Source organism: Paenibacillus sp. FSL R7-0048 (assembly GCF_038004505.1).
Lineage (GTDB): Bacteria > Bacillota > Bacilli > Paenibacillales > Paenibacillaceae > Paenibacillus_AQ > Paenibacillus_AQ odorifer.
The window spans coordinates 4,787,225-4,811,432 of the sequence record NZ_JBBORF010000001.1; the positions used below are offsets into that span (position 1 = coordinate 4,787,225).

The 24,208-nt window shown below is 45.6% G+C and carries 26 protein-coding genes; 1 reads left to right on the forward strand and 25 read right to left on the reverse strand.

The genetic code is table 11. The annotated features are described in order from the left end of the window. Positions 1 to 95 precede the first annotated feature (95 nt). From NSQ91_RS21355 to NSQ91_RS21440, 18 genes are all read right to left on the reverse strand, one after another. A complete protein-coding gene (locus tag NSQ91_RS21355; protein WP_076304041.1) occupies positions 96 to 1,598 on the reverse strand; it encodes an AAA family ATPase in 1,503 nt (500 codons plus the stop codon). Next, on the reverse strand, positions 1,591 to 2,133 hold the full coding sequence (locus NSQ91_RS21360) for a hypothetical protein (protein ID WP_076127549.1): 543 nt from the start codon (positions 2,131 to 2,133) through the stop codon (positions 1,591 to 1,593). The genes NSQ91_RS21355 and NSQ91_RS21360 overlap by 8 nt, the downstream gene beginning before the upstream one ends. A gap of 410 nt (positions 2,134 to 2,543) precedes the next feature. Beyond that, complete coding sequence (locus tag NSQ91_RS21365; protein WP_036676299.1) at positions 2,544 to 3,062, reverse strand: cell wall elongation regulator TseB-like domain-containing protein; 519 nt, start codon at positions 3,060 to 3,062, stop codon at positions 2,544 to 2,546. 172 nt (positions 3,063 to 3,234) lie between these two features. Further along, the gene (locus tag NSQ91_RS21370) at positions 3,235 to 4,536 is read right to left on the reverse strand and encodes an amidohydrolase (RefSeq protein WP_076183988.1); all 1,302 of its coding nucleotides are present in this window, start codon (positions 4,534 to 4,536) and stop codon (positions 3,235 to 3,237) included. Continuing rightward, positions 4,523 to 5,176 carry a redox-sensing transcriptional repressor Rex gene (locus tag NSQ91_RS21375; RefSeq protein WP_036676294.1) on the reverse strand — a complete coding sequence of 218 codons (654 nt, stop codon included), beginning with the start codon at positions 5,174 to 5,176 and terminating at the stop codon, positions 4,523 to 4,525. Before NSQ91_RS21375 ends, NSQ91_RS21370 begins: the two co-directional genes overlap by 14 nt. A 130-nt stretch (positions 5,177 to 5,306) precedes the next feature. Next, positions 5,307 to 8,168 carry an ATP-dependent DNA helicase DinG gene (dinG, locus tag NSQ91_RS21380; RefSeq protein ID WP_076304040.1) on the reverse strand — a complete coding sequence of 954 codons (2,862 nt, stop codon included), beginning with the start codon at positions 8,166 to 8,168 and terminating at the stop codon, positions 5,307 to 5,309. A 126-nt stretch (positions 8,169 to 8,294) separates the two neighbouring features. Beyond that, positions 8,295 to 8,936: a tetratricopeptide repeat protein gene (locus NSQ91_RS21385; RefSeq protein WP_076127543.1), complete on the reverse strand. Its 642-nt coding sequence runs from the start codon at positions 8,934 to 8,936 to the stop codon at positions 8,295 to 8,297. Positions 8,937 to 9,047: 111 nt separating this feature from the next. Continuing rightward, positions 9,048 to 9,431 (reverse strand): aspartate 1-decarboxylase, encoded by a 384-nt coding sequence (gene panD, locus NSQ91_RS21390; RefSeq protein ID WP_036676288.1) that lies wholly within the window; start codon positions 9,429 to 9,431, stop codon positions 9,048 to 9,050. Then, positions 9,424 to 10,314, reverse strand: coding sequence for a pantoate--beta-alanine ligase (gene panC / locus NSQ91_RS21395; protein WP_036676286.1), 891 nt, complete (start codon positions 10,312 to 10,314; stop codon positions 9,424 to 9,426). Before panC ends, panD begins: the two co-directional genes overlap by 8 nt. Continuing rightward, complete coding sequence (gene panB, locus NSQ91_RS21400) at positions 10,315 to 11,181, reverse strand: 3-methyl-2-oxobutanoate hydroxymethyltransferase (RefSeq protein ID WP_076304039.1); 867 nt, start codon at positions 11,179 to 11,181, stop codon at positions 10,315 to 10,317. A 336-nt stretch (positions 11,182 to 11,517) separates the two neighbouring features. Beyond that, entirely contained in the window at positions 11,518 to 12,318 is an 801-nt protein-coding gene (locus tag NSQ91_RS21405) for a biotin--[acetyl-CoA-carboxylase] ligase (protein ID WP_076304038.1), read from the reverse strand. Then, the gene (locus NSQ91_RS21410) at positions 12,308 to 13,705 is read right to left on the reverse strand and encodes a CCA tRNA nucleotidyltransferase (protein ID WP_256716478.1); all 1,398 of its coding nucleotides are present in this window, start codon (positions 13,703 to 13,705) and stop codon (positions 12,308 to 12,310) included. The genes NSQ91_RS21405 and NSQ91_RS21410 overlap by 11 nt, the downstream gene beginning before the upstream one ends. Further along, positions 13,680 to 14,840 (reverse strand): N-acetyl-alpha-D-glucosaminyl L-malate synthase BshA, encoded by a 1,161-nt coding sequence (gene bshA, locus NSQ91_RS21415; RefSeq protein WP_036676278.1) that lies wholly within the window; start codon positions 14,838 to 14,840, stop codon positions 13,680 to 13,682. Before bshA ends, NSQ91_RS21410 begins: the two co-directional genes overlap by 26 nt. A gap of 236 nt (positions 14,841 to 15,076) precedes the next feature. Beyond that, positions 15,077 to 15,769, reverse strand: a complete 693-nt coding sequence (gene bshB1 / locus NSQ91_RS21420) for a bacillithiol biosynthesis deacetylase BshB1 (protein ID WP_076127533.1) — start codon at positions 15,767 to 15,769, stop codon at positions 15,077 to 15,079. Beyond that, positions 15,766 to 16,188, reverse strand: coding sequence for a methylglyoxal synthase (gene mgsA / locus NSQ91_RS21425; RefSeq protein ID WP_036676275.1), 423 nt, complete (start codon positions 16,186 to 16,188; stop codon positions 15,766 to 15,768). Before mgsA ends, bshB1 begins: the two co-directional genes overlap by 4 nt. Positions 16,189 to 16,203: 15 nt before the next feature. Then, positions 16,204 to 17,007: a 4-hydroxy-tetrahydrodipicolinate reductase gene (gene dapB / locus NSQ91_RS21430; RefSeq protein WP_036676273.1), complete on the reverse strand. Its 804-nt coding sequence runs from the start codon at positions 17,005 to 17,007 to the stop codon at positions 16,204 to 16,206. 34 nt (positions 17,008 to 17,041) lie between these two features. Then, the gene (locus NSQ91_RS21435; protein ID WP_036676272.1) at positions 17,042 to 17,563 is read right to left on the reverse strand and encodes a tetratricopeptide repeat protein; all 522 of its coding nucleotides are present in this window, start codon (positions 17,561 to 17,563) and stop codon (positions 17,042 to 17,044) included. A gap of 59 nt (positions 17,564 to 17,622) precedes the next feature. Next, the gene (locus tag NSQ91_RS21440; protein WP_036676271.1) at positions 17,623 to 17,952 is read right to left on the reverse strand and encodes a nucleotide pyrophosphohydrolase; all 330 of its coding nucleotides are present in this window, start codon (positions 17,950 to 17,952) and stop codon (positions 17,623 to 17,625) included. Between the two features lie 167 nt (positions 17,953 to 18,119). Between NSQ91_RS21440 and NSQ91_RS21445 the strand changes: the two genes are divergently transcribed. Next, positions 18,120 to 18,989, forward strand: a complete 870-nt coding sequence (locus tag NSQ91_RS21445; RefSeq protein WP_076127532.1) for a YitT family protein — start codon at positions 18,120 to 18,122, stop codon at positions 18,987 to 18,989. A 60-nt stretch (positions 18,990 to 19,049) separates the two neighbouring features. Here the strand turns inward: NSQ91_RS21445 and NSQ91_RS21450 are convergent, their stop codons facing one another. The 7 genes from NSQ91_RS21450 to NSQ91_RS21480 form a co-directional block, all read right to left on the reverse strand. Beyond that, positions 19,050 to 19,952 (reverse strand): sporulation protein YpjB, encoded by a 903-nt coding sequence (locus NSQ91_RS21450; protein WP_076183998.1) that lies wholly within the window; start codon positions 19,950 to 19,952, stop codon positions 19,050 to 19,052. Positions 19,953 to 20,107: 155 nt separating this feature from the next. Next, entirely contained in the window at positions 20,108 to 20,755 is a 648-nt protein-coding gene (locus NSQ91_RS21455) for a DUF1405 domain-containing protein (protein WP_051490910.1), read from the reverse strand. A 91-nt stretch (positions 20,756 to 20,846) separates the two neighbouring features. Next, on the reverse strand, positions 20,847 to 21,719 hold the full coding sequence (locus NSQ91_RS21460; protein ID WP_076127526.1) for a menaquinol-cytochrome c reductase cytochrome b/c subunit: 873 nt from the start codon (positions 21,717 to 21,719) through the stop codon (positions 20,847 to 20,849). A 26-nt stretch (positions 21,720 to 21,745) separates the two neighbouring features. Next, positions 21,746 to 22,417, reverse strand: a complete 672-nt coding sequence (qcrB, locus tag NSQ91_RS21465) for a menaquinol-cytochrome c reductase cytochrome b subunit (RefSeq protein ID WP_036676266.1) — start codon at positions 22,415 to 22,417, stop codon at positions 21,746 to 21,748. Between the two features lie 5 nt (positions 22,418 to 22,422). Beyond that, a complete protein-coding gene (locus NSQ91_RS21470; RefSeq protein ID WP_076134675.1) occupies positions 22,423 to 22,977 on the reverse strand; it encodes a QcrA and Rieske domain-containing protein in 555 nt (184 codons plus the stop codon). A 239-nt stretch (positions 22,978 to 23,216) separates the two neighbouring features. Further along, entirely contained in the window at positions 23,217 to 23,636 is a 420-nt protein-coding gene (locus tag NSQ91_RS21475; RefSeq protein ID WP_076304036.1) for a DUF2487 family protein, read from the reverse strand. A gap of 184 nt (positions 23,637 to 23,820) precedes the next feature. Further along, a complete protein-coding gene (locus NSQ91_RS21480; protein ID WP_036676261.1) occupies positions 23,821 to 24,000 on the reverse strand; it encodes an IDEAL domain-containing protein in 180 nt (59 codons plus the stop codon). Between the last annotated feature and the right edge of the window lie 208 nt (positions 24,001 to 24,208).

Here is a 24,208-nt window from a genome sequence, read left to right on the forward strand (position 1 = left end):
ATTGTACCTTGTCTGTCGCAAAAATTTATAAAGCCCGACATATAATGATATCTTAGCATGCCTGAAAAGTAAAAAAAAATAACCAGCATAAATATTTATGCTGGTAAACGCACGCTGTCACGAAATTGACATCGAAATTGCTCTCCAGAGAGCACTTCTTCCTTCATTAAAATGTCAAGGGAGAAATCAAATACATTTCGTTGCTTTTCAAGGTGGTCGTGAGTACGTACCATCAATTCATCCAATATTTTACTGTTTTCCTTCATAAGCTCTTCAGTGGTAACCATTTCCAGCTTGGCGATACCCAACGAAGTCAATCCGGATTTCATCATGGTTTCGACAATATTCAGGGCCTGATCAAAATCGCCACGCGAACCTGTGCTTCGTCCGCCATAATACATTTCTTCTGCAGCCGCTCCACCAAGTGCGATCATAATCTGATCTTCTAGATAATCTTTAGTGTACAGATACTGCTCTTGTTGAGGATTGTGACGTACATAACCAAGGGCTTGCCCCCGCGGAGTCAGCGTAACCTGACTGACACTTCCCGGACGGAGCAGCTCAGCCATAATGGCATGTCCCAATTCATGGATTGCCACCCGCTTTTTCTCTTCGTGGTTTGTTTCTCTGTCCGTTTTTTCCCCCATCATAACCTTGTCAATCGCCATCGACAGATGCCGCTGCTCAACCTCTGTCAATTCCTCACGCATCATATAAATTGCTGCCTCATTCATAACACTTTCGAGCTGAGCACCGGAGAAACCATAGGCTTCTTCGGAAATTTTATCGAGGTTCACATTGGCATGAAGCGGCTTATTTTTGGCATGTAATTCGAGAATCGATCTGCGGCCTTTTTTATCAGGCATGTCCACTTGAATATGACGGTCAAACCGGCCAGGACGCAGCAATGCTGAATCAAGCATTTCTTTACGGTTAGTGGCTGCTACCAGTAGAATGCGTGGTGTTTCGTTGTTATAGATCCCGTCCATCTCAGTCAACAGCTGATTCAAGGTCTGATCATATTCTCGCTGCTGTCCGCCTTCACGCTTTCCGCCAATTACGTCAATTTCATCTATGAAAATAATAGCGCTTTGCTTGTTTTCCTTAAGGGCGCGGGTACGGGCATCCTTAAACAAATCGCGGATACGGCCGGCACCGACACCTACGTACATTTCTACAAACTCACTGCCTGATGCTGCCACAAATACAGAGTTCGTATAATGTGCTGCTGCTCTAGCCATAAGGGTCTTACCTGTTCCTGGAGGGCCTGTAAGCAGAATCCCTTTCAAAGGCCGAATCCCGAATTTGCTGATTTCCTCATGCCGGATCAAAAAATCCAACGCTTCACGAAGCTCCTGTTTTGCATTGTCTTGCCCGCCAATTTCTTCAAAAGTAAGCTTTGAAGGTCCATCCTTCTTGCGTTTCTTCCCGGCACCTGCATTTACCGCAAGTCCGCCTCTTAAATGAGCAATGATAAGTAAGGCCGTGAGCATCCCAGCAGCAATTACAATCGGGAATATATTAATGCCTAGAAAAGCCATAAAAATAAACAAGACAGGAATAAATCCGATTAGAATTTCTTTAAGGTATTTAGGCATTATTCCATACCCCCAATGTCGCAGGTTTACGCGGCAAAATAATAAATTTGCTTTCTTTTCCATTACTCAAGCTTACATAGACATTATTGTCATCAATTTCTGTTGAGGCTATCACATTTTTATATTGCGGATATTGCGCTTTGAGTCCATCAAGTTCTGTGGGTATAAGTGTATATTTACGGCTCTCCATGGCTTCGGCTACAGAGAACATCGCTTTATCCCAGTATTCATCCAGCAGTTCACTGGAGTTCTGTTCTACATCAAGTTTTAGTGTACGTCCATCAATCATCGATTTTCCTTCTTGGGAGACGTACTGAACCAGTTCACGTAATTTCGTGCCTGGCTGGAGATCAAGTTTCAAAGTGACCTCATTGCGGTTAATACTGATATGAGAATTATTGACGCCCTCATATTGAGATACAATCTTCTGAAGTGGTTCCTGCATTGCAAACTGACGATACAAAAAGAAGCCACCAAACAATAGAGTAGCCGACAGTAGAGACGTTATCAGCACAGGTACAAGACGTAATTTCAAGAAACGTCCTCCTCTCAAAGATGACAAAATATAAAGCTCATTATAATAATTTATAGCTACTTGAGAGCTCATCAGAGAGACTGAAGTCTCTTATTGCTGTTCTAATTACAAGTAGTAGTATATCACAGGTGTATATACTAATTTCAAAATAAATGTGAATATATTTAAAATTTAATTTTTTAAATATTTCCATCAATACCAAATAAATTCCTCACTTTCGACAAAACCGGCCTTGATTTTTAATCAATCGGCCTATTTTCGTATGTGAATATAAGAGAATATTCGGTGATAACCACCCATTCAGTATATCACTTAGTATATCACTTTTGTACATCAAATAAATGTAAACAAGCGAACTTATAATAAGTTCGCTTGTTTACTATGCCACCCTTAATTCCCTTATGTTCAGCTTAACTTTTAGGTAAACTGTAACCTTCGCCCATTCGGGACCCATCCGAAAAGCGATAAAATTGATAATAATACCGACCGCTCTGTTTATAAAAAAGCTGCCAAGCATACTCTCCGTTATATACTCCCGGCAGCAAGCGTTCAATCGTTATGTCCGGAAGATCAGCTTTGATAATGCCGCGTATTTGGGCTTCCGAGGTTCCTTTACTTAGTTCCTCAGCAAACACTGCGTCGTCGCCTTCAGCAAATTTTCCATCTACCGTAAAGCGGACCCAGACCATAAGAGCAGTCCCGGCTTCATTTTTTCCTGTTAAAACCCAGTACACTGCATTTTCATCCCAAACCGATTTTTGTGCTTTAGTTACCTCTGTTAGACCCGCTCTGGTTTTGGCAACATCCTTAGCGATATCACGCTCGTTCCATTGATCTTTCATAATATAGGCATAGAACTGGATAAGTCCAAACCCCAGGAGCAGAATCAGAACTGACCCCAGGAGGATCCATTTTTTCCTTTTCTTCAAGGTACAGCTCCCTTTCTAGTAATATATCTTTTTTGATTATATAACACACCCGCGCGTTTATCCAAAATTTCATAATTTTCTAGCTTTCCCAGCCTTAAAAATACACAAAAGGCCGCAACTTTTGCTAAAAGCAAAAAGTCGCAGCCTATTATTTATTCGTTATTCTCCAGACTTAACGCTTCAATAAACCTTCGAAGGCTTCTTGCGCTTTACGCCGGATAGCTTCCTCATCCAGGGTTAAGCATTGTCCATGCTTGATGACCTGTTTACCATTCACCCACACATGCTCAACATCCTTAGCGCTAGCAGAGTAAACTGCATGAGACAACAGATCTGTGTGTGGCAGCAAATGCGGCTGATCGATATCAATAGCAATGAAATCTGCTTTCATCCCTACAGCAAGTCTGCCTACATTATTTAAAAAGATGGACTGCGCGCCATATTCTGTAGCCATACGCAGAGCCTCTGGAGCTGGAACAGCCGTTGGATCACCGCTGACACCCTTATGAATGAGAGCTGCAAGCCGCATCTCTTCAAACATATCCAAGTTATTGTTGCTTGCCGCGCCATCCGTGCCAAGAGACACCTTCACACCAGCTTTTAGAAGATCAGTAACCCGAGCCACTCCGCTAGCCAGCTTCAAATTACTGCCCGGATTATGAGATACACCCACATTATGGCGAGCCAAGATCTCAATCTCTTCATCATTTAAATGAACACCATGTGCAACTATCGAGGGACGTGTGAACATGCCAAGCTTCTCTAAGTGAGCTACAGGACGCAACCCGTAATCCGCCACATTTTGTTCCACTTCACGTTTCGTTTCGGACATATGCGTATGCATCGGTAAATCCAGATCATGCGCTGCCTGCACGAACTTAACCAGGAAGTCCGGAGGGCAAGTATAAGGGGCGTGCGGCGAGATCATAGTAGTAATTCTACCTTCAGCCTTTCCATGCCAGTTACGGGCAAAAGAAATTGCTTCCGCAAGCTTGTGATTCTGTACATCCTCTGGACATAACCCGATCACACCACGCATCAATACGGAACGGATACCTGATAACTCAGCTACCTCGGCTACTCGGTCCATATGATCATACATATCGAGGAAGGTCGTAGTTCCACCCTTCAGCATTTCCAATACAGATAAGGAGGTTCCCCAGTATACATCATCACCGGTGAACTTTTCCTCCATTGGCCACATCTTCTCCTGAAGCCACACTTGTAGCGCTAAATCATCTCCATATCCACGCAGCAAAGACATCGCCGCATGACCATGTGTGTTTACAAGTCCAGGCATGAACAGCAGACGGCTGCCATCAACCACTTGCACTCCAGCTTCCATCTGAGGCTCTTCTTTTCCTATGTAAGTGATTAAATCATCTTCAATAGTCATATATCCACTCAGAACCGGCTCATCCGTTCCCGGAGTCAGAAAATACCCGCCCTTAATTATCGTTTTATTGTTGTTCATGTTCGCTTTCTTCCTTTCCATCCCGCAAGTAATAAGCAAGACTTTGCAGATCAGTTGTAAAATCAGCTGCATGCACCCGGATATTCGGTGGTGTCTTCAGAATCACAGGGGCAAAGTTCAAAATCGCTTCAATCCCAGAAGAAATGAGAATATCTGCTACATTTTGAGCTTCTGAATCAGGTACGGTAATAATGGCAATGCGAATACCTTGCTCACGAATCGTGCTGCCTAGTTCATCCATCGGTTGCACAGTAAGGGAGTTGATCTTACGTCCAACCTTAGGAGCGTACGAATCAAATATAGCCGTGATTTTCATAGTATCTTTAAGATATGCATTGTAATTAGACAAGGCATGTCCGAGATTACCTGCTCCAACTAAAGCTACATTAAGCTGTTGATCCAGCTTCAGGATATGACGGATTTTCTCAATAAGATACGTTACATCATAGCCGATACCTTTTCTGCCGAAGTCACCAAAATATGCTAAATCCTTACGAATCTGTGCGGGATTAAGATCAAGCTTTTGTCCAAGTTCCTGAGAGGAAACTGTTAATATTTCGCGATTCTGGAGATCATTCAAAAAACGCAAGTACACAGGCAGTCTGCGAACAACGGCTTCTGATATTTTATCCGATTTCATATTTTTCCTCCTAAAAATAGTAATGTTCTTGTGAAAATCCATATTTAAACGTCTACCTCTCCTTATTAAGGACGGTACTGTAACACACCGCCCTTAAGGATAAGGAGGAGCTAAACTGAAGACGAGCGTTTTAAGAAGCGCCGCCATCCTCTAGCCATTCCGCTATGCGAGGGACCATTTGATCAGTAAGCATATGCTCCATTTTGGGACCAGGCAATGAATAAAGGAAATACTTCCCGTAATGAGATTCAATAACCCTTGTATCATAAACAATAACTATTCCGCGATCCTGCGCCGTGCGAACCAGTCTTCCGAATCCCTGCTTAAAACGAATAACCGCTTGAGGAACAGATAATTTCATGAACGGATTCTTCTTCTGGGCCTGCAATAACTCCGACTTCGCTTCCGCCAACGGGTGATTCGGTGGTTGAAACGGAAGTCTCACGATGGCCAGGCAAGTCAGTGCTTCACCTGGAATATCTACACCTTCCCAGAAGCTGCTCGTCCCCAGCAATACGGATGCTGCACTGTCCTGAAAGCGGCGGATCAGCTTGCTCCGGCTGCCACCTTCCACGCCTTGACCAAGCACCGTAATCTCTTGTGAGGCCAAAGCCTCTTTAAGCGGATCATATACCTGACGCAGCATTTTATAAGAAGTAAACAGAACCAGCATCCGCCCACGTGTTGTTTTAGCAGCTTCCGATAATGACTGTACGAGTGTATCGACAAATCGAGCATCGCCCACACTCCCCTTCACACTAGGAAAATCACGCGGTATAACTAGCAGTGCCTGCTCGCGATACTTAAAGGGAGATGGAAGGAGTGAGGTCATTAGACGTCCCTCTTCTACTGCTTCGTTAAGTCCGAGATTATCAATCATAAATTGAAAAGATTTATCTACAGATAGCGTCGCCGAGGTAAGCACGATGCTTTTTTTCTTATCGAAGAACAACTCTTTAAGCTGGCTGCTAACATCCACAGGGACGGCATACAGCTGAAGTGATTTGCTGCGGTAATTTCCATTTGCCTCCAACCAATATACTACATTATCGTCATTCAGCCCCATAAAGAATCTTACTTGCTCACGTATGGAAGCCAAATCTTTAAATAAACCGCTAATATCAGTAACAAGGCTGTCTGCTGAGGATTGGCTTTCCTGGTCACGCATCTCGTTAAGCATTTTATCACCCTTACGGATGATGTCGCTTAACGTCAGATTCATAGTGTTCTCTAGCGCAACCAATTCATCCCAATCCTTCGGCTTACGGGCGGGAATCAACCGCATAACCAGTTGTCCCGCTTCCCCTGCCCCTGCATCACTGCGTTCCGGCAAAAGGCTGAACAGCTTGTCGCTGAGTGCATCCCAGGTTTCTTTGACGGTAAGCAGATCCGGGTAGATCCGATCGATGACTCCGCTCCATTCTGAAGCCTCTTCACTGCCTGACGACTGTAATATCTGACGCAGAGCAGGAAGCTGTCCGTTTCGGCTATCTTTATACAGCCGCGATAATGTGTGTGCCACAGTGAAATGCTTCATATGCATGCCAAGATGTTTACCAGCCACATCTTCTAAATGATGTGCTTCATCAATGACAAGATGCTCGTAAGCCGGAAGCAGCTGGTGCCCAGCCTTAACATCTGCGAATAGCTTGGAGTGGTTCGTAATAACCACGTCAGCAATCCCAGCTTCATGCTTGGCCCTATGATAATAACATTTGCGGAACCAAGGACAAGAACGGCCCAGACAGGAATCGGTATCGCTTGCCACCGTCTCCCAGAAGTCACCGCCCCGGCCGCTTAAATTCAGCTCTTCATCATCCCCTGATTCACTTTGAGTGAGCCATACAATCATCTGAGCGGCAGTAAGCGCATCTTCCCTTGGGCTTATAAAGTCCTTTTTATTAATTTTATGCTCAAACTTACGCAGACACAAATAATGCCCTCTTCCCTTAAAAATAGCAGCTTTAAACGGAAAAGGAACTACCTGCGTTAACAAAGGGATATCCCGCTCGCGCAATTGGTCCTGCAGATTAATGGTATGAGTGCTGACCATGACTTTTTCATTGGTGCGAACGCTTTGATAAATGGCAGGCAACAAATAACCGAGCGATTTACCGGTTCCTGTGCCCGCTTCGATCAGTAGGTGTTTGTCTTCGGCAAGTGCCGTCATCACCTCATTGATCATAATATCCTGAGCTTCCCGGCTTTCATACTGCGGTAATGTGTCTTTAAGTCGTTTGGTTACTTCGTCCATATAATCAGTAAAAGATAAATTCGCTAGCGGATTCTCAGCATGCTCATCTCTAGGTGGCGCTAACTCCGTCCAATCTCCTACTGCAAGCGCTAATTGACGATAGAAAGTCAGATCACCTTCGGGCTGTAGCGTCTCCGCTTCCCGCTCTCGCAGCAGACCATCAAAGTACCAGCCCAGATCACTATCCTCTTCGGTAAACAGCTCACAGAGTCTCTGGATCGTAAGCAGCGGCAGCTCGTAGAGCTCCTCCAGACATTTCAACAGCACTAAAGCAGTCGCAAGTGCATCACTATCTGCCTGATGCGGACGATCATGTGTCACTCCAAAATGAGCACTGACAGAGCCAAGTTGATAAGATGTGAGCGAAGGAAAGCAAATTTTCAGAAAATCAATCGTATCCAAAATCCGCCCTTGAAATGGCAAATAACCACAACGATCTAAAGCATTTTGTAAAAAATGGAAGTCAAAAGCGACATTATGCCCTACGAGCACAACATCATCCAAGAGCGGAACAAGCTCCATCATCATCTCATCCAGCTCAGGCGCATCCTTCACATCATCATCGGTAATCCCCGTCAGACCTGTTATAAAAGGAGGAATCGGCGTTCCGGGCTTGACATAGGAACCATATACCCGGGAGATGGACCGGTCTTCTTCTATAATTGCAAGGCCAACCTGGATAATTTCACCCACGGATTGGGTTCCTGTTGTTTCAAAATCAAGCACGGCAAATTTCATTATAATTCTATTCCCTTTCAATTGAGACTCTTAATCAGCATAACAGAAGTTGCGAAAAAAGGCGATGCACACCACTGGTTCAGGGGATGCATCGCTTGAATGGAAATTTCCAAAACCGTTATTCTTTTACAAAAGGGAAACCAGCTGATTTCCAAAGTGCAGCTTCCCTCCACGACGGCGGCATACCTCTAAGTTAACGTTTGGTTCCGGAAGCGCAGGGTCATGCTGCAAAGCAAGATCAAACAATTCCTGCGCTTCATTGAAACGTTCCTGTGAGGCTCGTATGCACCCTAAAGCATTATAAACCATGGCTTTCAGCTTGGTTTCCCGTATCAAGCCCAGCATATGGTTCAGATGACTCCAAGCGGCCTCACCGTCACCTTCCTGCAGATAAGAGATGGCTAAATATAATCGAGCAGCCAAGCTATCCGGGTATTGCGCAATAACTTCTTTAAACTGATCAATACACTTTCCATACATCAGCAGCTTATAATACCCCTGACCTCTTACAAAGGAATCCATACATAGCTCTGGTGCTTCCTGTTCCGGCACTTCCTCTTCGACCACTGCTGTAAAATCCGCACTTTCGCGAAAGGAACTAAGCTTCTCAGCAAAAGCGAGCCATTCATCCATCACTTTGTCGCTCAGTCTATGCAGCATATTATAATTGCATAAAAGCTCGTTCCGGCGGGCACCCTCCGCTGTAGGGTAATCTGTTACGATCTCCTGAAGCACCTTGTTCATTTCAGCAAACAAATGTTGAAACATGGGCGATCCCCCCTTACTGAAGATGAAATCAGTTCAGCTTGCCTGACTTCATTTTCTGCGAGATCGGGGTCTTTCATCCCTGCCATTCATTACATGGCGTAAGTCCATACATTAAGCGATTGTAGCATGCAATTCATGATCAGCCAGCTTCACTGGTTTGTTATTCTCATCCACGAATACCACCGTTGGCTTATGTGACTCCAGTTCTTCTGAGGACAACATCGCATACGAAATGATAATTACTGTATCGCCCGGCTGAACAAGACGAGCTGCGGCACCATTAAGACAGATCACTCCGCTTCCACGCGGTCCAGGGATTACATAGGTTTCCAGTCGCGAACCATTATTGTTATCCACAATTTGAACTTTTTCATTCTCAAGAATGTCTGCGGCTTCCATCAAGCTCTCATCAATGGTAATACTGCCCACATAGTTTAAATTCGCTTCCGTTACTGTTGCGCGGTGAATTTTGGATTTCATCATATGTCTAAACAAGTGCAGCAACCTCCTTTGGAATAAATACATTATTATCAATTAAGCGTGTTCTGCCAAACTTCACGGCGAGCGCTATTATAATTTCCCCATCCACTTCTGATAAAAGAGCTTCATCCTCTAATCCTTCAAGATCAGGGAATGTTAGGATCTCCGCATAATCAATCACCGCTAGAGGAGAGCTGGAAATAACCGATGTCAACAATTCCCGCACTTCAGCAACGGTTGTTACTTTTCCTTCTTCAATAGACTGACGTGCTTCACGTAAGGAACGAGATAACACCAATGCCTGACTACGCTCCTCTGGAGACAAGAATACGTTACGTGAGCTGAGTGCAAGTCCATCCCCTTCACGAACGATCGGACAAGGAATAATTTCGACATTCATATTAAGATCGGACACCATTCGGCGAAGCACAGCAACTTGTTGAGCATCCTTCAGCCCAAAGAAAGCATAATCCGGCTGTACGATATTGAAGAATTTATTAACCACTGTGGTTACACCATCAAAATGCCCAGGGCGGGAAGCCCCACAAAGACGGGTAGTAAGCTCCGATACCGAGACCGTAGTCCGAGTAGGCTGCGGATACATTTCTTCCACACTGGGGATAAATACAATATCTACTCCCTCACGTTCAGCGAGTTCCAAATCACGACGCTCGTCACGCGGATAGGAATCATAATCCTCGTTTGGCCCGAATTGCAAAGGATTCACAAAAATGCTCATTACCACTGTGTTGCTCATTTCTCCAGCCCGGCGAAGCAGACTGGCATGTCCGTCATGCAAGTATCCCATCGTAGGAACGAACCCAATCGGGGCGTGCCCGCCTTGTCTCATATACTCCAAAGCTTCGCGCAGCTGCTCAATGCTTCTGACGACTCTCATTTATTTCCCTTCCTTTCTTGCAGCGCCATATAAAGATTCCAAAACCGTTTCATCTGCATTAAAAACGTGACTTTCATCTGGGAAGGAACGTCCCTTCACTTCCTTCACATATTGGCTGATGCCCTCACGGATTACATTACCCACATCCGCATAGGTTTTGACAAAACGTTTCTCACGGTAAGGTGAGGCATACCGCAGCAAATCATGGAAAACCAATACCTGTCCATCACAGTAACGGCCTGCACCGATCCCAATGGTTGGGATGCTAAGCGCTTCAGAGATCGCTTGGGCTACTTCTTCCGTTACCAGCTCCAGAACGATTGCAAAAGCACCTGCGGCCTCAAGCGCCTTAGCTTCATCCATCAGGCGCTGCGCATCTTTGGCATCTTTGCCTTGAATCCGGTAGCCACCAATCATATTCACGGATTGCGGAGTAAGCCCGATATGTCCCAGTACAGGGACTCCCGCAGCTACCACCGTAGCTACAGTCTCACAAATCTCGAGTCCACCTTCCATTTTGACGGCATGAGCCCGCCCTTCCTGCATTAATCTGCGCACTCCCCGCAGAGTTTCATCTACACTTCCGTGATAAGTCATAAATGGCATATCCGCCACGATAAAGGTGCTTTGTGCTCCTCGAGTTACCGAGCGGGTATGGTACACCATATCTTCAATCGTTACCGGTAAAGTTGTATCGTATCCAAGGACTACATTCCCAAGAGAGTCACCAACCAAAATAAGGTCGATACCTGCTTCTTCTGCAAGAACTGCAGACGGATAATCATAAGCGGTCAGCATGCTCAGAGGCACACCTTCTGCTTTCATTTTTTTCATTTTTACAATATTTAGCGCTTGTTTGTTTGCCATTTCTCTTTTCGTCCTCCTTTTTTAAGTAACCTGCCCGTAAAAATCGCAACAAAAAAACCTTTTAGCAATCATTTGCTAAAAAGGTCCGAAGGGCAAAAAAGAGTCACTTGCGATCGTCCCTTCTGTCTCGGTCCTTACGGCTCAGAGCAGAATCCAACGTAACCGTCAAACGCAGTTATGAAGGTATTTCCAATAATAAAAATATAAAAAAGTTCTTCAGTTCAAGAGTACAGTTCGTTAAACGATACCGCCTCCGACCCATAGTATAACAAAAAAAGCTCGGAATTACACGAAAAAAATATGACAAGGGATGATACCCTTGTCATATAAAAAATATTATAAAAGTTCAATCTCACCTGAGCATACGTTAGAGATCTCTCCCAAGCTGTTTTTAAGCAGCAGACCACCTATTTCATCCAAACCTACTACCACACCTTCAGAACGCCCCTGAGGGCTATTCAGTGCGATCTGGCGGCCCAAAGTCACTGACATGGACTCCCAGAGCTCTTTGATGGGTTTAAAACCTTGCTTCATGTACAAATTGTAATGCATCTCCAGCTCGTCCAAAACCGCTTTTACCAGCTCAGAACGGTCAACTGGAGCACCGCCCCGCTCAATCCGAAGTGAAGTCGCGACCTCCTGCAGATGATCAGGATAATCTTCCTCTGTCATGTTCGCGGAAATGCCAATTCCAGCAATGCAATAATGAAGCTCCCCTTCTCTTAGAGAAGATTCCAGTAAAATCCCACAAATCTTACGACCGCCTGCGAGCAGATCATTCGGCCATTTGATGCCGGCATCTACACCTGTTACCCGTCGAATTGCCTTACAGACGGCAACCCCAGCCAGCAATGTCAGCTGCGCAGTCTCCGACAAGGGTAATTGGGGCCGTAACACAATACTCATCCAAATGCCCTTGCCACGGGGAGAAAACCACTTTCTTCCCATTCGGCCTCGGGCGCCCGTCTGTTCTTCCGCGATGACAGTTGTCCCTTCCGGCGCGCCGTTCTCCGCTAAAAACTTAGCTTCTTCTTGAGTGGACACCACAGATTCCAGCAACTGAATGACGCCTACCCAATTCGAAGCGGAGGTCTCTCGCTTCAGCTCAGTTAGCGACAGCGCTTTATCATCGCTCATGTCTATCCATCCTTTTTGCTTCAAGCAGTAATAATTGTTTATCGTTAGGTAAATCACCTGAAGCGACCGCTTGCAGGAGTCCATTTAACATTTTGCCTAGCCATGGTCCCGGACGTTTGTCCAAAGCCCCCACCAGCTCATTGCCTGTAATCTCAAGCTCTGAAAGGCTGGTTAGCGGCATTTGAGCGATCCATTCTCTTGCCGCTTGTACATTTACAGCGGCAGGTGTTGTTGAGGCCTCTGTCAATTCCACGACGGAAAAGGCAGAAGAGGCCGCCAGTGAAACCACAGCGGGAAGCGAAGGTGCGGCGGCTGGCAGGATCGCCAGCAGCGAGAGCCACCCTTCGGCGGCTTCCACGCCGAAGGCCAGCACGGCGGCGATCCATTGCCGCCGCAGACCTTCCATGCCGCCCGTACCCGGCGGCATGGCCTCTATCGCAGCGGTCCAAGCTTCGCGGACCCGCAGCACCTGGACGACGCCGCTCCGCGTCGTCCCCGAGAACGTCCATGCCCGCAGCAGCACATCGGCCTCTTGGGCCGATTGCTTCAGGGCATGGAGGAGAAGCGCCCACCGCAGGCGGGCGCTCTCCAGTTCCCCGATCCCGGCCGTTAAGGCGGCAGCAGCCGCCATATCGGTTCCGGTCCAGGGGAACGGGGCTTTGCCGCGCGCCAGCAGCTCGCAGCGCGCTAGCATGCCGAGGCCGCGCAGAGGATGCGGCCCCTCGACGATGCGGTCCAGCTCCGCGCGGACACGCTCCACAGCAATATGCGCCAGCTTATCCCGCTGGCGCATCAGGCCCCTCCACGTGTTCTTCGCGATGGAGAAATCCAGCACCGATGCAAAACGAATGCAGCGAAGCATGCGAAGCGCATCTTCGTCAAACCGCTCCTCCGCATCGCCTACACAGCGAATCACCTGCAGCTGTAGATCCTTCTCACCCTCAAAAGGATCAATAAGTTCCCCATTTAATCCACAGCAAATCGCGTTGATCGTGAAATCACGACGACGAAGATCCTCCTTCACATCGTTGACGAAAAAAACATGCTCTGGACGACGGTGGTCTACATAACCACTTTCTGTCCGGTATGTTGTCACTTCAAACGCACAACCATCCTGTATCACGGTGACCGTACCATGAGCTAATCCTGTTGGCACACTGCGCGCAAAGATAGCTATCACTTCCTCCGGCAGTGCTGAGGTTGTAATATCCATATCATGCACTGGCCTACCCAACAGCTCATCGCGAATACATCCTCCAACCCAATAAGCCTCGTGACCATTTTGGGTTAACTCGGAAATTACAATCTCCGCTGCAATTGCCATCGCAGAAGGTGCCATTGTCCATTCCATATATGACTCCTTACCCCCGAACCGGGTCCAGTCCAAGTACCTTGCGCCCCAGCACCCGGTAATAAATATCTTCATATTGTTTCGTTATCGAATCCTTACAGAAATCTTTGCAGGCTGTTTGTAGACAAGCTTCTCTGAACTGTTGCACCATACGTTCATCCGACAGGAGCTTAACTGCATATTTAGCCATAGCCGTTGTATCGCCAATCGGTGCAAGGAATCCAGTCTTTCCATGCTCTATAAGCTCAGGGATGCCTCCGGTTTGCGAGCCAATCGTCGGTACGCCGCAAGCCATTGCTTCCAGAGCAACCAGACCAAAGCTTTCCTTCTCGGAAGGTAGCAGAAGCAGATCAGCTAAAGAGATCACCTGAGCGATTTCATCCTGCCTTCCCAGAAAACGAACTTTATCTTCCAGACCCATTTCGCTAATTTTGGCTTGAATTTTGGGAAGATCCGGACCTTCACCCACAAGCAGCAGGCGTGAAGGCAGTTCACGATTCACTTTTGCAAAAACGTCAACAACATCGCTGACTCTTTTTACAGGACGGAAATTACTGATATGCATCAGAATCTTCTCATCAGGCGCTGCGAAATCTCCCCGCAGATCCGTTACATCACGCGGATAATAGACCCGATGATCCACGAAGTTATAAGTGAGATCAATGTCGCGGGTAATATCGAGTACGTCCCGTGTTTCTCTAATAAGATCCTGAGAGACCGCTGTAACGGCATCACTTTCATTAATCCCCAGACGAATCAAATCTTTAAGCGATTCATCCTGACCAAGCACCGTTATATCCGTACCATGCAAAGTCGTTACAACCTTCATATCGTTCCCAAGCATTTGCTTTGCAAGGAAAGCACACACTGCGTGTGGCACTGCATAGTGAACATGGAGAAGATCCAGATTTTGCATTTTGGCAACCTGAGCCATCTTCGTAGCAAGCGCTAGATCGTACGGAGGATAGCGGAATACATAATAATCGTTTACTTCTACCTCATGGTAAAAAATATTTTTCTGAAACGTTCCCAACCGGAACGGGATACTATGTGTAATAAAATGAACTTCATGACCCTTCTCGGCCAAGAGTTTACCTAATTCAGTCGCAACTACGCCTGAACCGCCAAGAGACGGATAACAGGTAATTCCTATTTTTAGCATACGATCCATCTTCCTGTCTCCTTCTTCTCCAGTATTGATTCGTGTAATGAATCATCTATTGTTTGTCGGCCGCTTTCAAAAAAGCGAAGCGAACACCGTTTCTTTCAAAATCACACAGGACTTCATTTCTCTAAGCTGTTCAAAAAAAGCTCTCAGGAGCGCAATGGCGTATTCATTCCAAGCGCTCCTGGATCAATCTTAATCAGCTTATTATATTATCATACAAACTTCGTTATATCCGTTCCTTAAGTAAACAATTCCACCGTATGAGGTACCTTGGTTGCAAACCCTTCTGCATAAGGAATCAGCCTGCGCTGGCCAAGCAGCATATCTCTCGAACGGACTCGTTCAATGTAGCCTTCCGTTAACGGTGTGGATACAGTATCCGCACCCGGAGGTTTGGTGAACTGGGAGCGATAGCAGGACAATGCCTGCTCCTTCAAGCCATATTGTTCAGTAACATCAACAATAAGATCGGTACGTCCTAAATCATTGATAAAATAGAAGTACAGCTGTGGAGCAGGAATTGCCGGCTTGTCCGGCATATATTTACGCAGCTTGGCATTAAAAACAGCCTCTTCCACCAGCTTGCTACAGGCGATATGATCGGGATGACGATCCTCCCAATAAGGAGCAAAAACTATCGTAGGAGAAAAGCGGCGAATTTCAGCAGTCACAGCCGCCACATGCTCTGCTGTAATAAAAAGTCCTCTATCTGGCAGACCCAGGTTTGTCCGCACGGATGCTCCGAGAAGGTCTGCAGCTTGCTGCGCTTCTTGCTTGCGAAGTTCTACTGTACCGTTCGATGACATTTCCGCGGCTGTTAAATCGCAAAGTCCCACCTTAAGTCCCGCAGCGGTATGTTTCGCAATTGTTCCTGCCATACCAATCTCCGCATCATCTGCATGCGCACCAAATACAAGAATGTCCAGCTTCATTCATCAACACCCGGTTTGTATTTGTGAACCAGTGCACGCCAAGCAAAATCACCACGATCAATCGCCTTCACAAGAACCTCCGCTGTGGCAATATTCGTAGCTACCGGTATCCCGTATACGTCACACAATCGAAGCAGAGCTGAAATATCAGGTTCATGTGGCTGCGCCATTAATGGATCCCGCATGAAAATAATAAGATCCAGTTCATCCTGTGCTACCATTGCACCGATTTGCTGATCTCCACCTAATGGACCAGACATGTAACGATGAATTTTTAAGTTAGTTACATCCATAATCCGTTGGCCAGTAGTCCCTGTAGAAAATAGTTCATGACCTTCAAATACATGTTCATAAGCTAATACAAAATTTACGATTTCATCTTTTTTACGATCGTGGGCAATAAATGCGATCTTTAACATGGTGTTCTCTCCTGTCTATTCTATAAAGTGCTCGAATCCATAGATCAAGCCTGTATATCCCATTACCTTTTCAATACCCATCTTAACGCCTGGCATATATCCTGCACGCTCATAAGAATCATGGCGAATCTTCAAGGATTGTCCGAATCCACCAAAAATCACTTCTTCTTGAGCAAACACACCAGGAAGACGGACACTATGTATCCGGAATCCGTTATAGTAACCACCACGGGCACCTTCAATGGTTTCTTCCTCTTTAGGATTACCTTGACGAAGTTCCTCACGAACTTCCGAAATCATCTCTGCGGTTTTGACCGCAGTTCCAGATGGAGCATCCAGTTTCTGGTCACCATGATACTCTATAATTTCCAGATGCGGGAAGTACTTTGAAGCTTGTGCCGCAAATTTCATCAATAGAATAGCTCCAATGGAGAAATTCGGAGCAATAAGTCCGCCAATCCCCTGTTCTTGACACTGCTTGTCCAGTTCCACCATCTGCTCCGGTGTGAATCCGGTTGTACCGATAACCGGACGCACTCCGTACTTAATAGCTAGCGCTGTATTCGTATACGCTGACTGCGGTGTAGTGAAATCGACAAGGACATCTCCGTTGCTTCCCGCGAGGGCGGCCTCAAGATCAGAAGTTACAATAACGCCTGAGTCTTCCAGACCTACCAGACGCCCTGCATCAATATCGCCCGAAGAACGATCTACTGCTGCTGCTAACTCCAGCTCTTCGTCCTGCAATACAAGTTTAACAACCTCTTTACCCATTCTTCCGCCTGCGCCGGATACAACGACCCTGATCTTGTTATTCATATTTTTTCCATCCTCGCTCTCACTAGTTATATAGTTATTGCATATACGATTGTATGGATTTCTGAAGGTCTCTCATCAATTCCCGCAAGCCAGAATCATCCGGATGTAACGAAATCACTTCTTTTAAGGCAGTCATAGCTTGTAAATGTTCATTCACTCGGCTATGCGCGATAGCAAGCCATACATAAGCATCCCCATATAATGGATCAAGGGTAATAGCCTCTTTGAGCAGTGTAATCGGATGATAAGGGTTGCGAGTTTTGTTATCTTCATCTTCTATCAACCGTTTGGCTTCTTGTACATGCATCATAGCCTGCAAATGCTGCAGATGCAGACTATACTCAGGTTTGCTGGTGTCCAGCTTTACAGCAGCCTGAGCATGAACTAAAGCTTTATCTAGCATACCACTGCGGGCATACGTTATGGAACAACGATATCTAACCTCGGCATCAGCAGGGCTTGCTGCAATTGCAGACTCGAAGCAAACAATAGCTTCGGCAAAGTCACTGCGCAATATCGAGCGGTAGGCCTCTCTTACATAATCCTTATGATCCATATACACACCATCCTCACGGCTAAATCCCGTTCGTTTGGTACAGCATATGTTATAGAGGCCTAATCGGTGTCTTTCGGCGTCCAACGTCCCGCATCACGGGTATTAAATTTATGCATTACCTTATTATGCGCTTCCGTCAGGTCTATCCCGAGAGAATTTGCAAAACAAACGGTAATAAACAGAATATCTCCCAGTTCAAGTTCAATGGAATTCTCAGCTTCATCAGACTTCTTAGGCTTCTCGCCGAACTCATGATTGACCTCTCTAGCCAGTTCTCCGACTTCCTCGGACATGCGGGCCAGCATAGAGAGTGGACTGAAGTACCCTTCCTTAAACTGCGATATATAAGCGTCTACTTCACGCTGTATGTCACCAAGACTTTTGTCCATAAAATGTAACTTCTCCCCCTCTGTATATCTTGCCTTCTGTTTGCCCCTATGTTATCGTAAAGACGTTTTGAAGACAATCTTTTTTGAATATTTTAACACACGCAAGAAAAGGTATACTTATTATAGGAAAAGAAAAACTGCCTACAAAAGGCCTAACGAGGGATTTCATGAATTCAAAAAAGGTAATTACAATCAGCAAGACAGTCGCTCCCATCTTGCTCGGAGCCGCAGTATATGCCTTCGGGCTACTGTATTTCATCATTCCTAATCAGTTGATGGAAGGCGGCGTAACCGGGATCACACTTCTCCTTAATTATGCCTTTAGTATTCCCATCTTTTTATCCACACTGCTGATCAATCTTCCTTTGTTTCTGCTAGGCTGGAAAGTTCTAGGCGGGCGGCAAATTGTGTATACAGGTGTAGGGATTGGGGCATTGACCTTTTTCCTGTGGGTTTTCGAACGAATGATTACTGCGGGATGGATTATCCCCTTCAGTACCGAACACGACTTTATTCTTGCGGCACTGTATGCAGGAGTAACGCTTGGAACGGGGCTTGGGCTTGTATTCCGTTTTGGGGGTACAACAGGTGGTGTAGATATTGTCGCAAGAATTCTGGGACGGAATTTTGGTTGGAGCATGGGGCAGATTATTTTGGCCATCGACATTATTATTATTGGCTCTTCCATCCTCTACATTCCTAAAGAAAAAATACTTTACACACTCGTCGCAGTTTTTATCTCATCACGAGTTATAGATTTTATCCAAGAAGGCGCCTATGCTGCCAAGGCATTTACAATTATCAGTGATGAAGCACCACAAATTGCCGATCTGATTACAGCCGAAATGGACCGTGGTGTAACCCTCATCCCTGCCATTGGTGCTTATTCCAAGCAAGCCAAATATATGGTGTACTGTGTAGTCTCAAGGCAAGAAATCCGCCGGCTAAGTCTGCTGGTCAAATCCGTTGATCCACGCGCCTTCGTAATTATTAGTGATGTACACGACGTACATGGAGAAGGCTTTCGAGAAACCTAAATAAAAAGGAGTGTAGGCCATTTCAAGCCCACACTCCTTTTTGCTGTTTATAATTTCATCCTACGGAATCGGCTTCCAATTCTGATTCTGACCACGATACTTGCGATAGGCTACATAGGCTAACGCAGCTATAATGAAGCTTGCGGCTAACCCTCCCCAAATCCCAAATTCTTGCGATGCCAGCGGCAAGGACAAAGCAGGTTCATCCTTCTCTTTTCCGAACATTACTCTTACCGCATCCTGACCATAAGATACAATTTCAAGCAGGCGGGCACGTTCAACCTTTTGTGAGGACGAAGGAATGCCGGCCGCATATGAGAGCCAGGAATCAAAAGCATTCACAACTTCAGGCTGGCGGGAGACAATCACTGCCGGCCGGATGTTATCATACCTGCCCTGCAGTCTTTCCAGAGCTGTTTTCCAGCCCGCCATATCATTCGCAACCGCACTTTGCTCCATCGCATTTAGATCCTCACGAATCAGCTTGTAGTACTGAAGCCAAATAGGCTGGCGCGGATGATTAAGACTGTTGGCAGCTAGACGTAGCTTGGCGGCTGCCGCTTCCCATTGCTGTGGATTTATTTTCGCTCCTGCCACGGTAGCCTTCAGGTCCATAATGACCCCTGACAATGCATTAATACCCTCCACAGAGGTCATTCCTTCAAAGGATGAGGACACAAAGATCTTGGAGATCGCTTCGGTCTCCTGTCGGACCTTCATTACATCCCCTTCCAAAACATACCCATACAATGCCTCAGCAGCTTGTTCCAGCTGCTGCGCTCCAGTCTTTCCGCTCATTACTGCCAAACCGTTGCCCGAACTAACGTCGGCGCTTTGCTTCGAAGCTTTGCCAGACCCTTCACCAGCATCCCCTAGCGCTGCTGAAGCCTTTACAACATCCATACTGGACAGCAGCCAGCAGAATACTAGAACAACCACTACATAATATCTCCCGCGGAGCATGAGACATCCCCCTCCTACTTAAGAAGAAACGACGTTGTCGTCTTTTAAAGACGATATTCGTTTCTCGTAAAATTATAAGGATAAAGCATAGTATAAAACTTATACTTCTTATAATTCTAAATGTATGGCAGGGGGACAAGGGATAGAACTGCTTACTAACGTCTATTCTTGAACTGATAGATTGACTCTACCGGTCTTTGTCTTCTACTAAACAACCAAGCAGCTGCAACACTAAGCAGCGTAAGCGCCATTGTAAAGTACTGTACCTGTATAACATAATCGTTCAAAACAGAAGGTAACCACGGATAGATTCCGTAAGAATAATCCAGCATATCGTTGGCGAGTGTCCAAAGCAGGGCTAATGGAATCATTTTGCGGAAAGAAAAAAACCTTGCATAAATCAATGCTTCAACTGCCATCCCCGTATGGGAGATTACCAGCATCCAATCTTTCCAAACCAAAACATCACCGTGATAACCCCCGGCAAAAATAATACTCACTGCCCATATCCCGTACTTCACTGACGTAACGACCGCCAAAGCCTCAATAAGTTCCCTTACATTGTTTCCTGTGTAGCTTTTTGGAGGGAAGAGCATCAGCAACAGAGCCAAGGTAAAAAACAAACTTGCGGTTGGACTATCCGGAACAAATGGAAGCAGCCAGTGTGGATAATTAGCCGCAGTGAACTCCAGTTGATTGCCATACCATATGTAACCATAAATTGTACCCAGGAAATTTACGATAAATAACAACCAAATAATTCCCCGGTTCTTAAACAGTTTGTTAAACCAATGAACTGGCATACAGATTATTAACCTCCCCAAGTAATGGCACTTTGCATTTAGACATACAAAAACCTGACCGCATGCACGATCAGGTTGCGTTATCATTATTTTACTGTTCGCTTTTTTGTTTGGCAAGCCAGCCGGCCAAGGTATCAATATCCGCTTCTGATAGACCTGCTCCCAAGGCGGTATCGTACATTTTCGGCATCTGCCCTTGACCCTCTTTTATAATAGTAAGGATTGCTTCTTTGTCATGAGTGTCTCCAACTCCACGAAGTGAAGGTCCGCCCGCCCCTTTCAAATCCGCTGCGTGACAGGAGATACAAGTGGCTTGCTTGAAGAGCCCCATAGCAGGATCATCCTTGTCCACAATCGCTACTTCTTTTGGCTTAACGGCACTGGAGGTCGGAAGACCCTTTGCCCTGTTCTCCGCCGCCTTTTCTTCCCTTTGAACATCTTCAGGAATCTGATCCGTTTCAGCCATTTCATGTTTGTATTCAGTCCAGGCTGTATTGGTCAAATAAACAATTGCTGCAAGTGACAAGAACATTAAAGATGAAGCAATCGGCCTACGGTAAAAGCGACGCTCTCTACCCGTATCCAGAAAGGGAGCCAACAGAAGTGAACCAAAAGCCACACCAGTAACTCCTAGTGTACCCAGAACGATATAATCGCCTGAAGCATATGGGAGCTTCAAATACTGATAGAGGAACAAGAAATACCAGTCAGGAATCGGGATAACCGTAGCACTAGCATTTGCTGGAAACCCCAGCGGAGCTGGCTCTGAAATAGTAAGGACTAATATTCCTACAAGTACAACGACTCCGACCATCCATTCCTTCAGTAGAAAGTTAGGGATAAAGGCTTCCGATTTGCCGGGGTAAGCCGTGTAGTCCGGAGGTGTGATAAATCCGTTCCCTCTGCGAACTCTGGAATCACCGACATATACAACCTTTTCCTTAGAATTGTTTCCATGCGCCATCCGTATTCCTCCTCTCTCAGATTAACTTACAACGGTCCGGAAATCCCTTGTCTGCGGATCATAATAAAGTGTCCTACGAGCAGACTAAGAAGCACCGCTGGGAGGAAGAATACATGTAGTGCGAAAAAACGAGTTAAGGTTTCGGCACCAACAATCGTTCCACCTTGCATCAGTTCCTTCAGCACCGGCCCCATCACTGGAACAGAATTGGCTATTTCAAGAGTTACCTTTGTTGCGAAATAAGCTTTATTATCCCAAGGCAACAAGTAACCTGTTAAACCAAGTCCCAACATTACGAAGAAAATCAGCATTCCAACTACCCAGTTCATCTCGCGCGGCGCTTTGTAAGAGCCTGTAAAGAAGACGCGCATTGTATGAAGGAACATCATAACAATTACTAGACTTGCGCCCCAGTGATGCATCCCGCGGACAATCTGTCCAAATGCAACACTTGTCTGCAAATACTCAACACTAGCATAAGCATTAATAATGTCCGGAACATAATACATCGTTAAGAACATACCTGATAAAATCTGTATGACTGTAATAAAAAAGGTCAGTCCGCCAAAGCAATACACGAACGCAGAGAAATGATGGGCCGGATTAACATGCTCAGGAACCTCGTGATCGGCCACGTCTCTCCAAATCGGCGTAACATCCAGACGTTCGTCAATCCAGTTATAGACATTTTTAAACATCAGAACTACGCCTCCTCACGAGCTACTGTATTTGGCACAATGTCTCCCAAAAGCACCCACCCGTTATCGAATTTCGTTTTATACTGGTCAAGCGGCTTAGGAGCAACTTCGAGATTTTTGCCAAGCTTTGTATAACGTGCACCATGGCAAGGGCAGTGATATTCGTCCGGATGAGCTTTATCGTTGTTCCACCCGACCGTACATCCCAAATGTTTACAAATCGGTGAAAGCGCATAAATATCACCCTTCGCGTCTTTCCGGATCCACGCAGTGAGTGTCGCTGTACTGTCGTACCATCCGTCCTTCTGTTTCAATTCAAAAGTAAATTCCTGGGGCTCTTCGGTGATTTTGCTTATCTCAGCAACCTTGATAAAATCTCCAGCACCCTTCTTATGTAATATCGGATCCACGACAAAACGGACCATGGGGAGAATCATACCCGCCCCCATAAAAGCAGTGGCGCCACCAAGCGTGTAGGTCAAAAATTGCCTGCGCGACATCTCATTACGGCTGGGTGGTTGTTCAGGCCATGTCTCCTGTTGTTCATTATGGCTGCTCATACTGTTATATAACCCCCTTCTCAAGATATAAGAAAGTATCTGTGGTGTCCGATCAGAGATGTCTCAATATAAATAATCCGTTTTCAAATCTTTTCAATGAAATACATCACATACCATTTGGATTCAACCTAATAATAGCTTAGGCTCCAAAACCCGTCAAGAATATTGTCTAATTTGTGACAGGCTAAAAAACGGTTTCAACCTATAATTGTTGATTTTCTGTCACATTTATAAGGAGTTCATCCCCGCCACATGTCTTGAATTTTCATCCTAATTTCACTGTCATTCTTCCCTTCATGAGAAGCCTCAATGATAGGCAGAGAGAGAACTAAATCGCTTTCATAGATTTGGCCTTCTTGGAGAGGTACATCCGCTGTCAACACCACTACATGCTGGAAACCACTGGATTTGACTTTTTGGCAAATCTCATTAATTAAATTCACATAGCCCTCTCCAGCGTACTGAATGGCTGGGTAAGTCACGATCCGCCCCTTGAACGGTATTTCCACCATATCCATGAAATTACGTAATCTTTCGAGTGCCTGAACGGTCTCAGGAGGACTCTCCAGTCCACTTAATCCTGTAAAAGGTATGAGACATGTATCATAGAATTTTCGATTCTCTTCCCAAGTGTCCACTTCAAAATCGCTGAATTTCATTCCCATTCATCTCCCTATGTATAATTGTTAATTTTTCCGGTCTTTCGCAGATCTTCCTGAAGTTATAGAACCCATTATATTGAAGGAGGAGGAGGAACGTCCAGATTTAGATTTTTTATTTTCGTCCGATTAAGCAAATTGAGTAGATTATAAGCAAAAAAAGAAATGCGCTAAGCGCATTTCTTTATGCCAAACTTTTAAGTTCCTCAGTAAGATTTCGGAAAGCCATCTCATCTCCGGTAGCCAGCGCCGTGTCAATCTCACGGTGCAAGATGTCGGAGCGACGCTTTCGCAGCGCTTCATCCCACACCATTTCTGCCGCAAGTCCTAGCATCACTTCATACGTAGCCTTCATTTTGTCCATTCGATACACCTCCGCTGTTTAAGAGATCCTTTTTTTCTTGTTATTTGATATTTTGATATTCATCAAGATGATTATGTTTTCGGTTTCAAGAGAATCGGCACCTACTAAAGCATATTCATCAATCCTGTCTTCGTTCTACATATTCGCCCATTCCGCTCAACACTTCCTCTATTGTACCCATCAGCAACAATAACGGATTCCTACTTCT

What these genes read in the sequence shown, in the direction of transcription:
- NSQ91_RS21355 (WP_076304041.1), bottom strand. Translation starts at nt 1,598, where the DNA reads ATGCCTAAATACCTTAAAGAAATTCTAATCGGATTTATTCCTGTCTTG.
- NSQ91_RS21370 (WP_076183988.1), bottom strand. Translation starts at nt 4,536, where the DNA reads ATGAACAACAATAAAACGATAATTAAGGGCGGGTATTTTCTGACTCCG.
- NSQ91_RS21375 (WP_036676294.1), bottom strand. Translation starts at nt 5,176, where the DNA reads ATGAAATCGGATAAAATATCAGAAGCCGTTGTTCGCAGACTGCCTGTG.
- dinG (WP_076304040.1), bottom strand. Translation starts at nt 8,168, where the DNA reads ATGAAATTTGCCGTGCTTGATTTTGAAACAACAGGAACCCAATCCGTG.
- NSQ91_RS21385 (WP_076127543.1), bottom strand. Translation starts at nt 8,936, where the DNA reads ATGTTTCAACATTTGTTTGCTGAAATGAACAAGGTGCTTCAGGAGATC.
- panC (WP_036676286.1), bottom strand. Translation starts at nt 10,314, where the DNA reads ATGAGAGTCGTCAGAAGCATTGAGCAGCTGCGCGAAGCTTTGGAGTAT.
- panB (WP_076304039.1), bottom strand. Translation starts at nt 11,181, where the DNA reads ATGGCAAACAAACAAGCGCTAAATATTGTAAAAATGAAAAAAATGAAA.
- NSQ91_RS21405 (WP_076304038.1), bottom strand. Translation starts at nt 12,318, where the DNA reads ATGAGCGATGATAAAGCGCTGTCGCTAACTGAGCTGAAGCGAGAGACC.
- bshA (WP_036676278.1), bottom strand. Translation starts at nt 14,840, where the DNA reads ATGGATCGTATGCTAAAAATAGGAATTACCTGTTATCCGTCTCTTGGC.
- bshB1 (WP_076127533.1), bottom strand. Translation starts at nt 15,769, where the DNA reads ATGAAGCTGGACATTCTTGTATTTGGTGCGCATGCAGATGATGCGGAG.
- mgsA (WP_036676275.1), bottom strand. Translation starts at nt 16,188, where the DNA reads ATGTTAAAGATCGCATTTATTGCCCACGATCGTAAAAAAGATGAAATC.
- dapB (WP_036676273.1), bottom strand. Translation starts at nt 17,007, where the DNA reads ATGAATAACAAGATCAGGGTCGTTGTATCCGGCGCAGGCGGAAGAATG.
- NSQ91_RS21435 (WP_036676272.1), bottom strand. Translation starts at nt 17,563, where the DNA reads ATGGATCATAAGGATTATGTAAGAGAGGCCTACCGCTCGATATTGCGC.
- NSQ91_RS21440 (WP_036676271.1), bottom strand. Translation starts at nt 17,952, where the DNA reads ATGGACAAAAGTCTTGGTGACATACAGCGTGAAGTAGACGCTTATATA.
- NSQ91_RS21445 (WP_076127532.1), top strand. Translation starts at nt 18,120, where the DNA reads ATGAATTCAAAAAAGGTAATTACAATCAGCAAGACAGTCGCTCCCATC.
- NSQ91_RS21450 (WP_076183998.1), bottom strand. Translation starts at nt 19,952, where the DNA reads ATGCTCCGCGGGAGATATTATGTAGTGGTTGTTCTAGTATTCTGCTGG.
- NSQ91_RS21455 (WP_051490910.1), bottom strand. Translation starts at nt 20,755, where the DNA reads ATGCCAGTTCATTGGTTTAACAAACTGTTTAAGAACCGGGGAATTATT.
- NSQ91_RS21460 (WP_076127526.1), bottom strand. Translation starts at nt 21,719, where the DNA reads ATGGCGCATGGAAACAATTCTAAGGAAAAGGTTGTATATGTCGGTGAT.
- qcrB (WP_036676266.1), bottom strand. Translation starts at nt 22,417, where the DNA reads ATGTTTAAAAATGTCTATAACTGGATTGACGAACGTCTGGATGTTACG.
- NSQ91_RS21470 (WP_076134675.1), bottom strand. Translation starts at nt 22,977, where the DNA reads ATGAGCAGCCATAATGAACAACAGGAGACATGGCCTGAACAACCACCC.
- NSQ91_RS21475 (WP_076304036.1), bottom strand. Translation starts at nt 23,636, where the DNA reads ATGAAATTCAGCGATTTTGAAGTGGACACTTGGGAAGAGAATCGAAAA.
- NSQ91_RS21480 (WP_036676261.1), bottom strand. Translation starts at nt 24,000, where the DNA reads ATGGACAAAATGAAGGCTACGTATGAAGTGATGCTAGGACTTGCGGCA.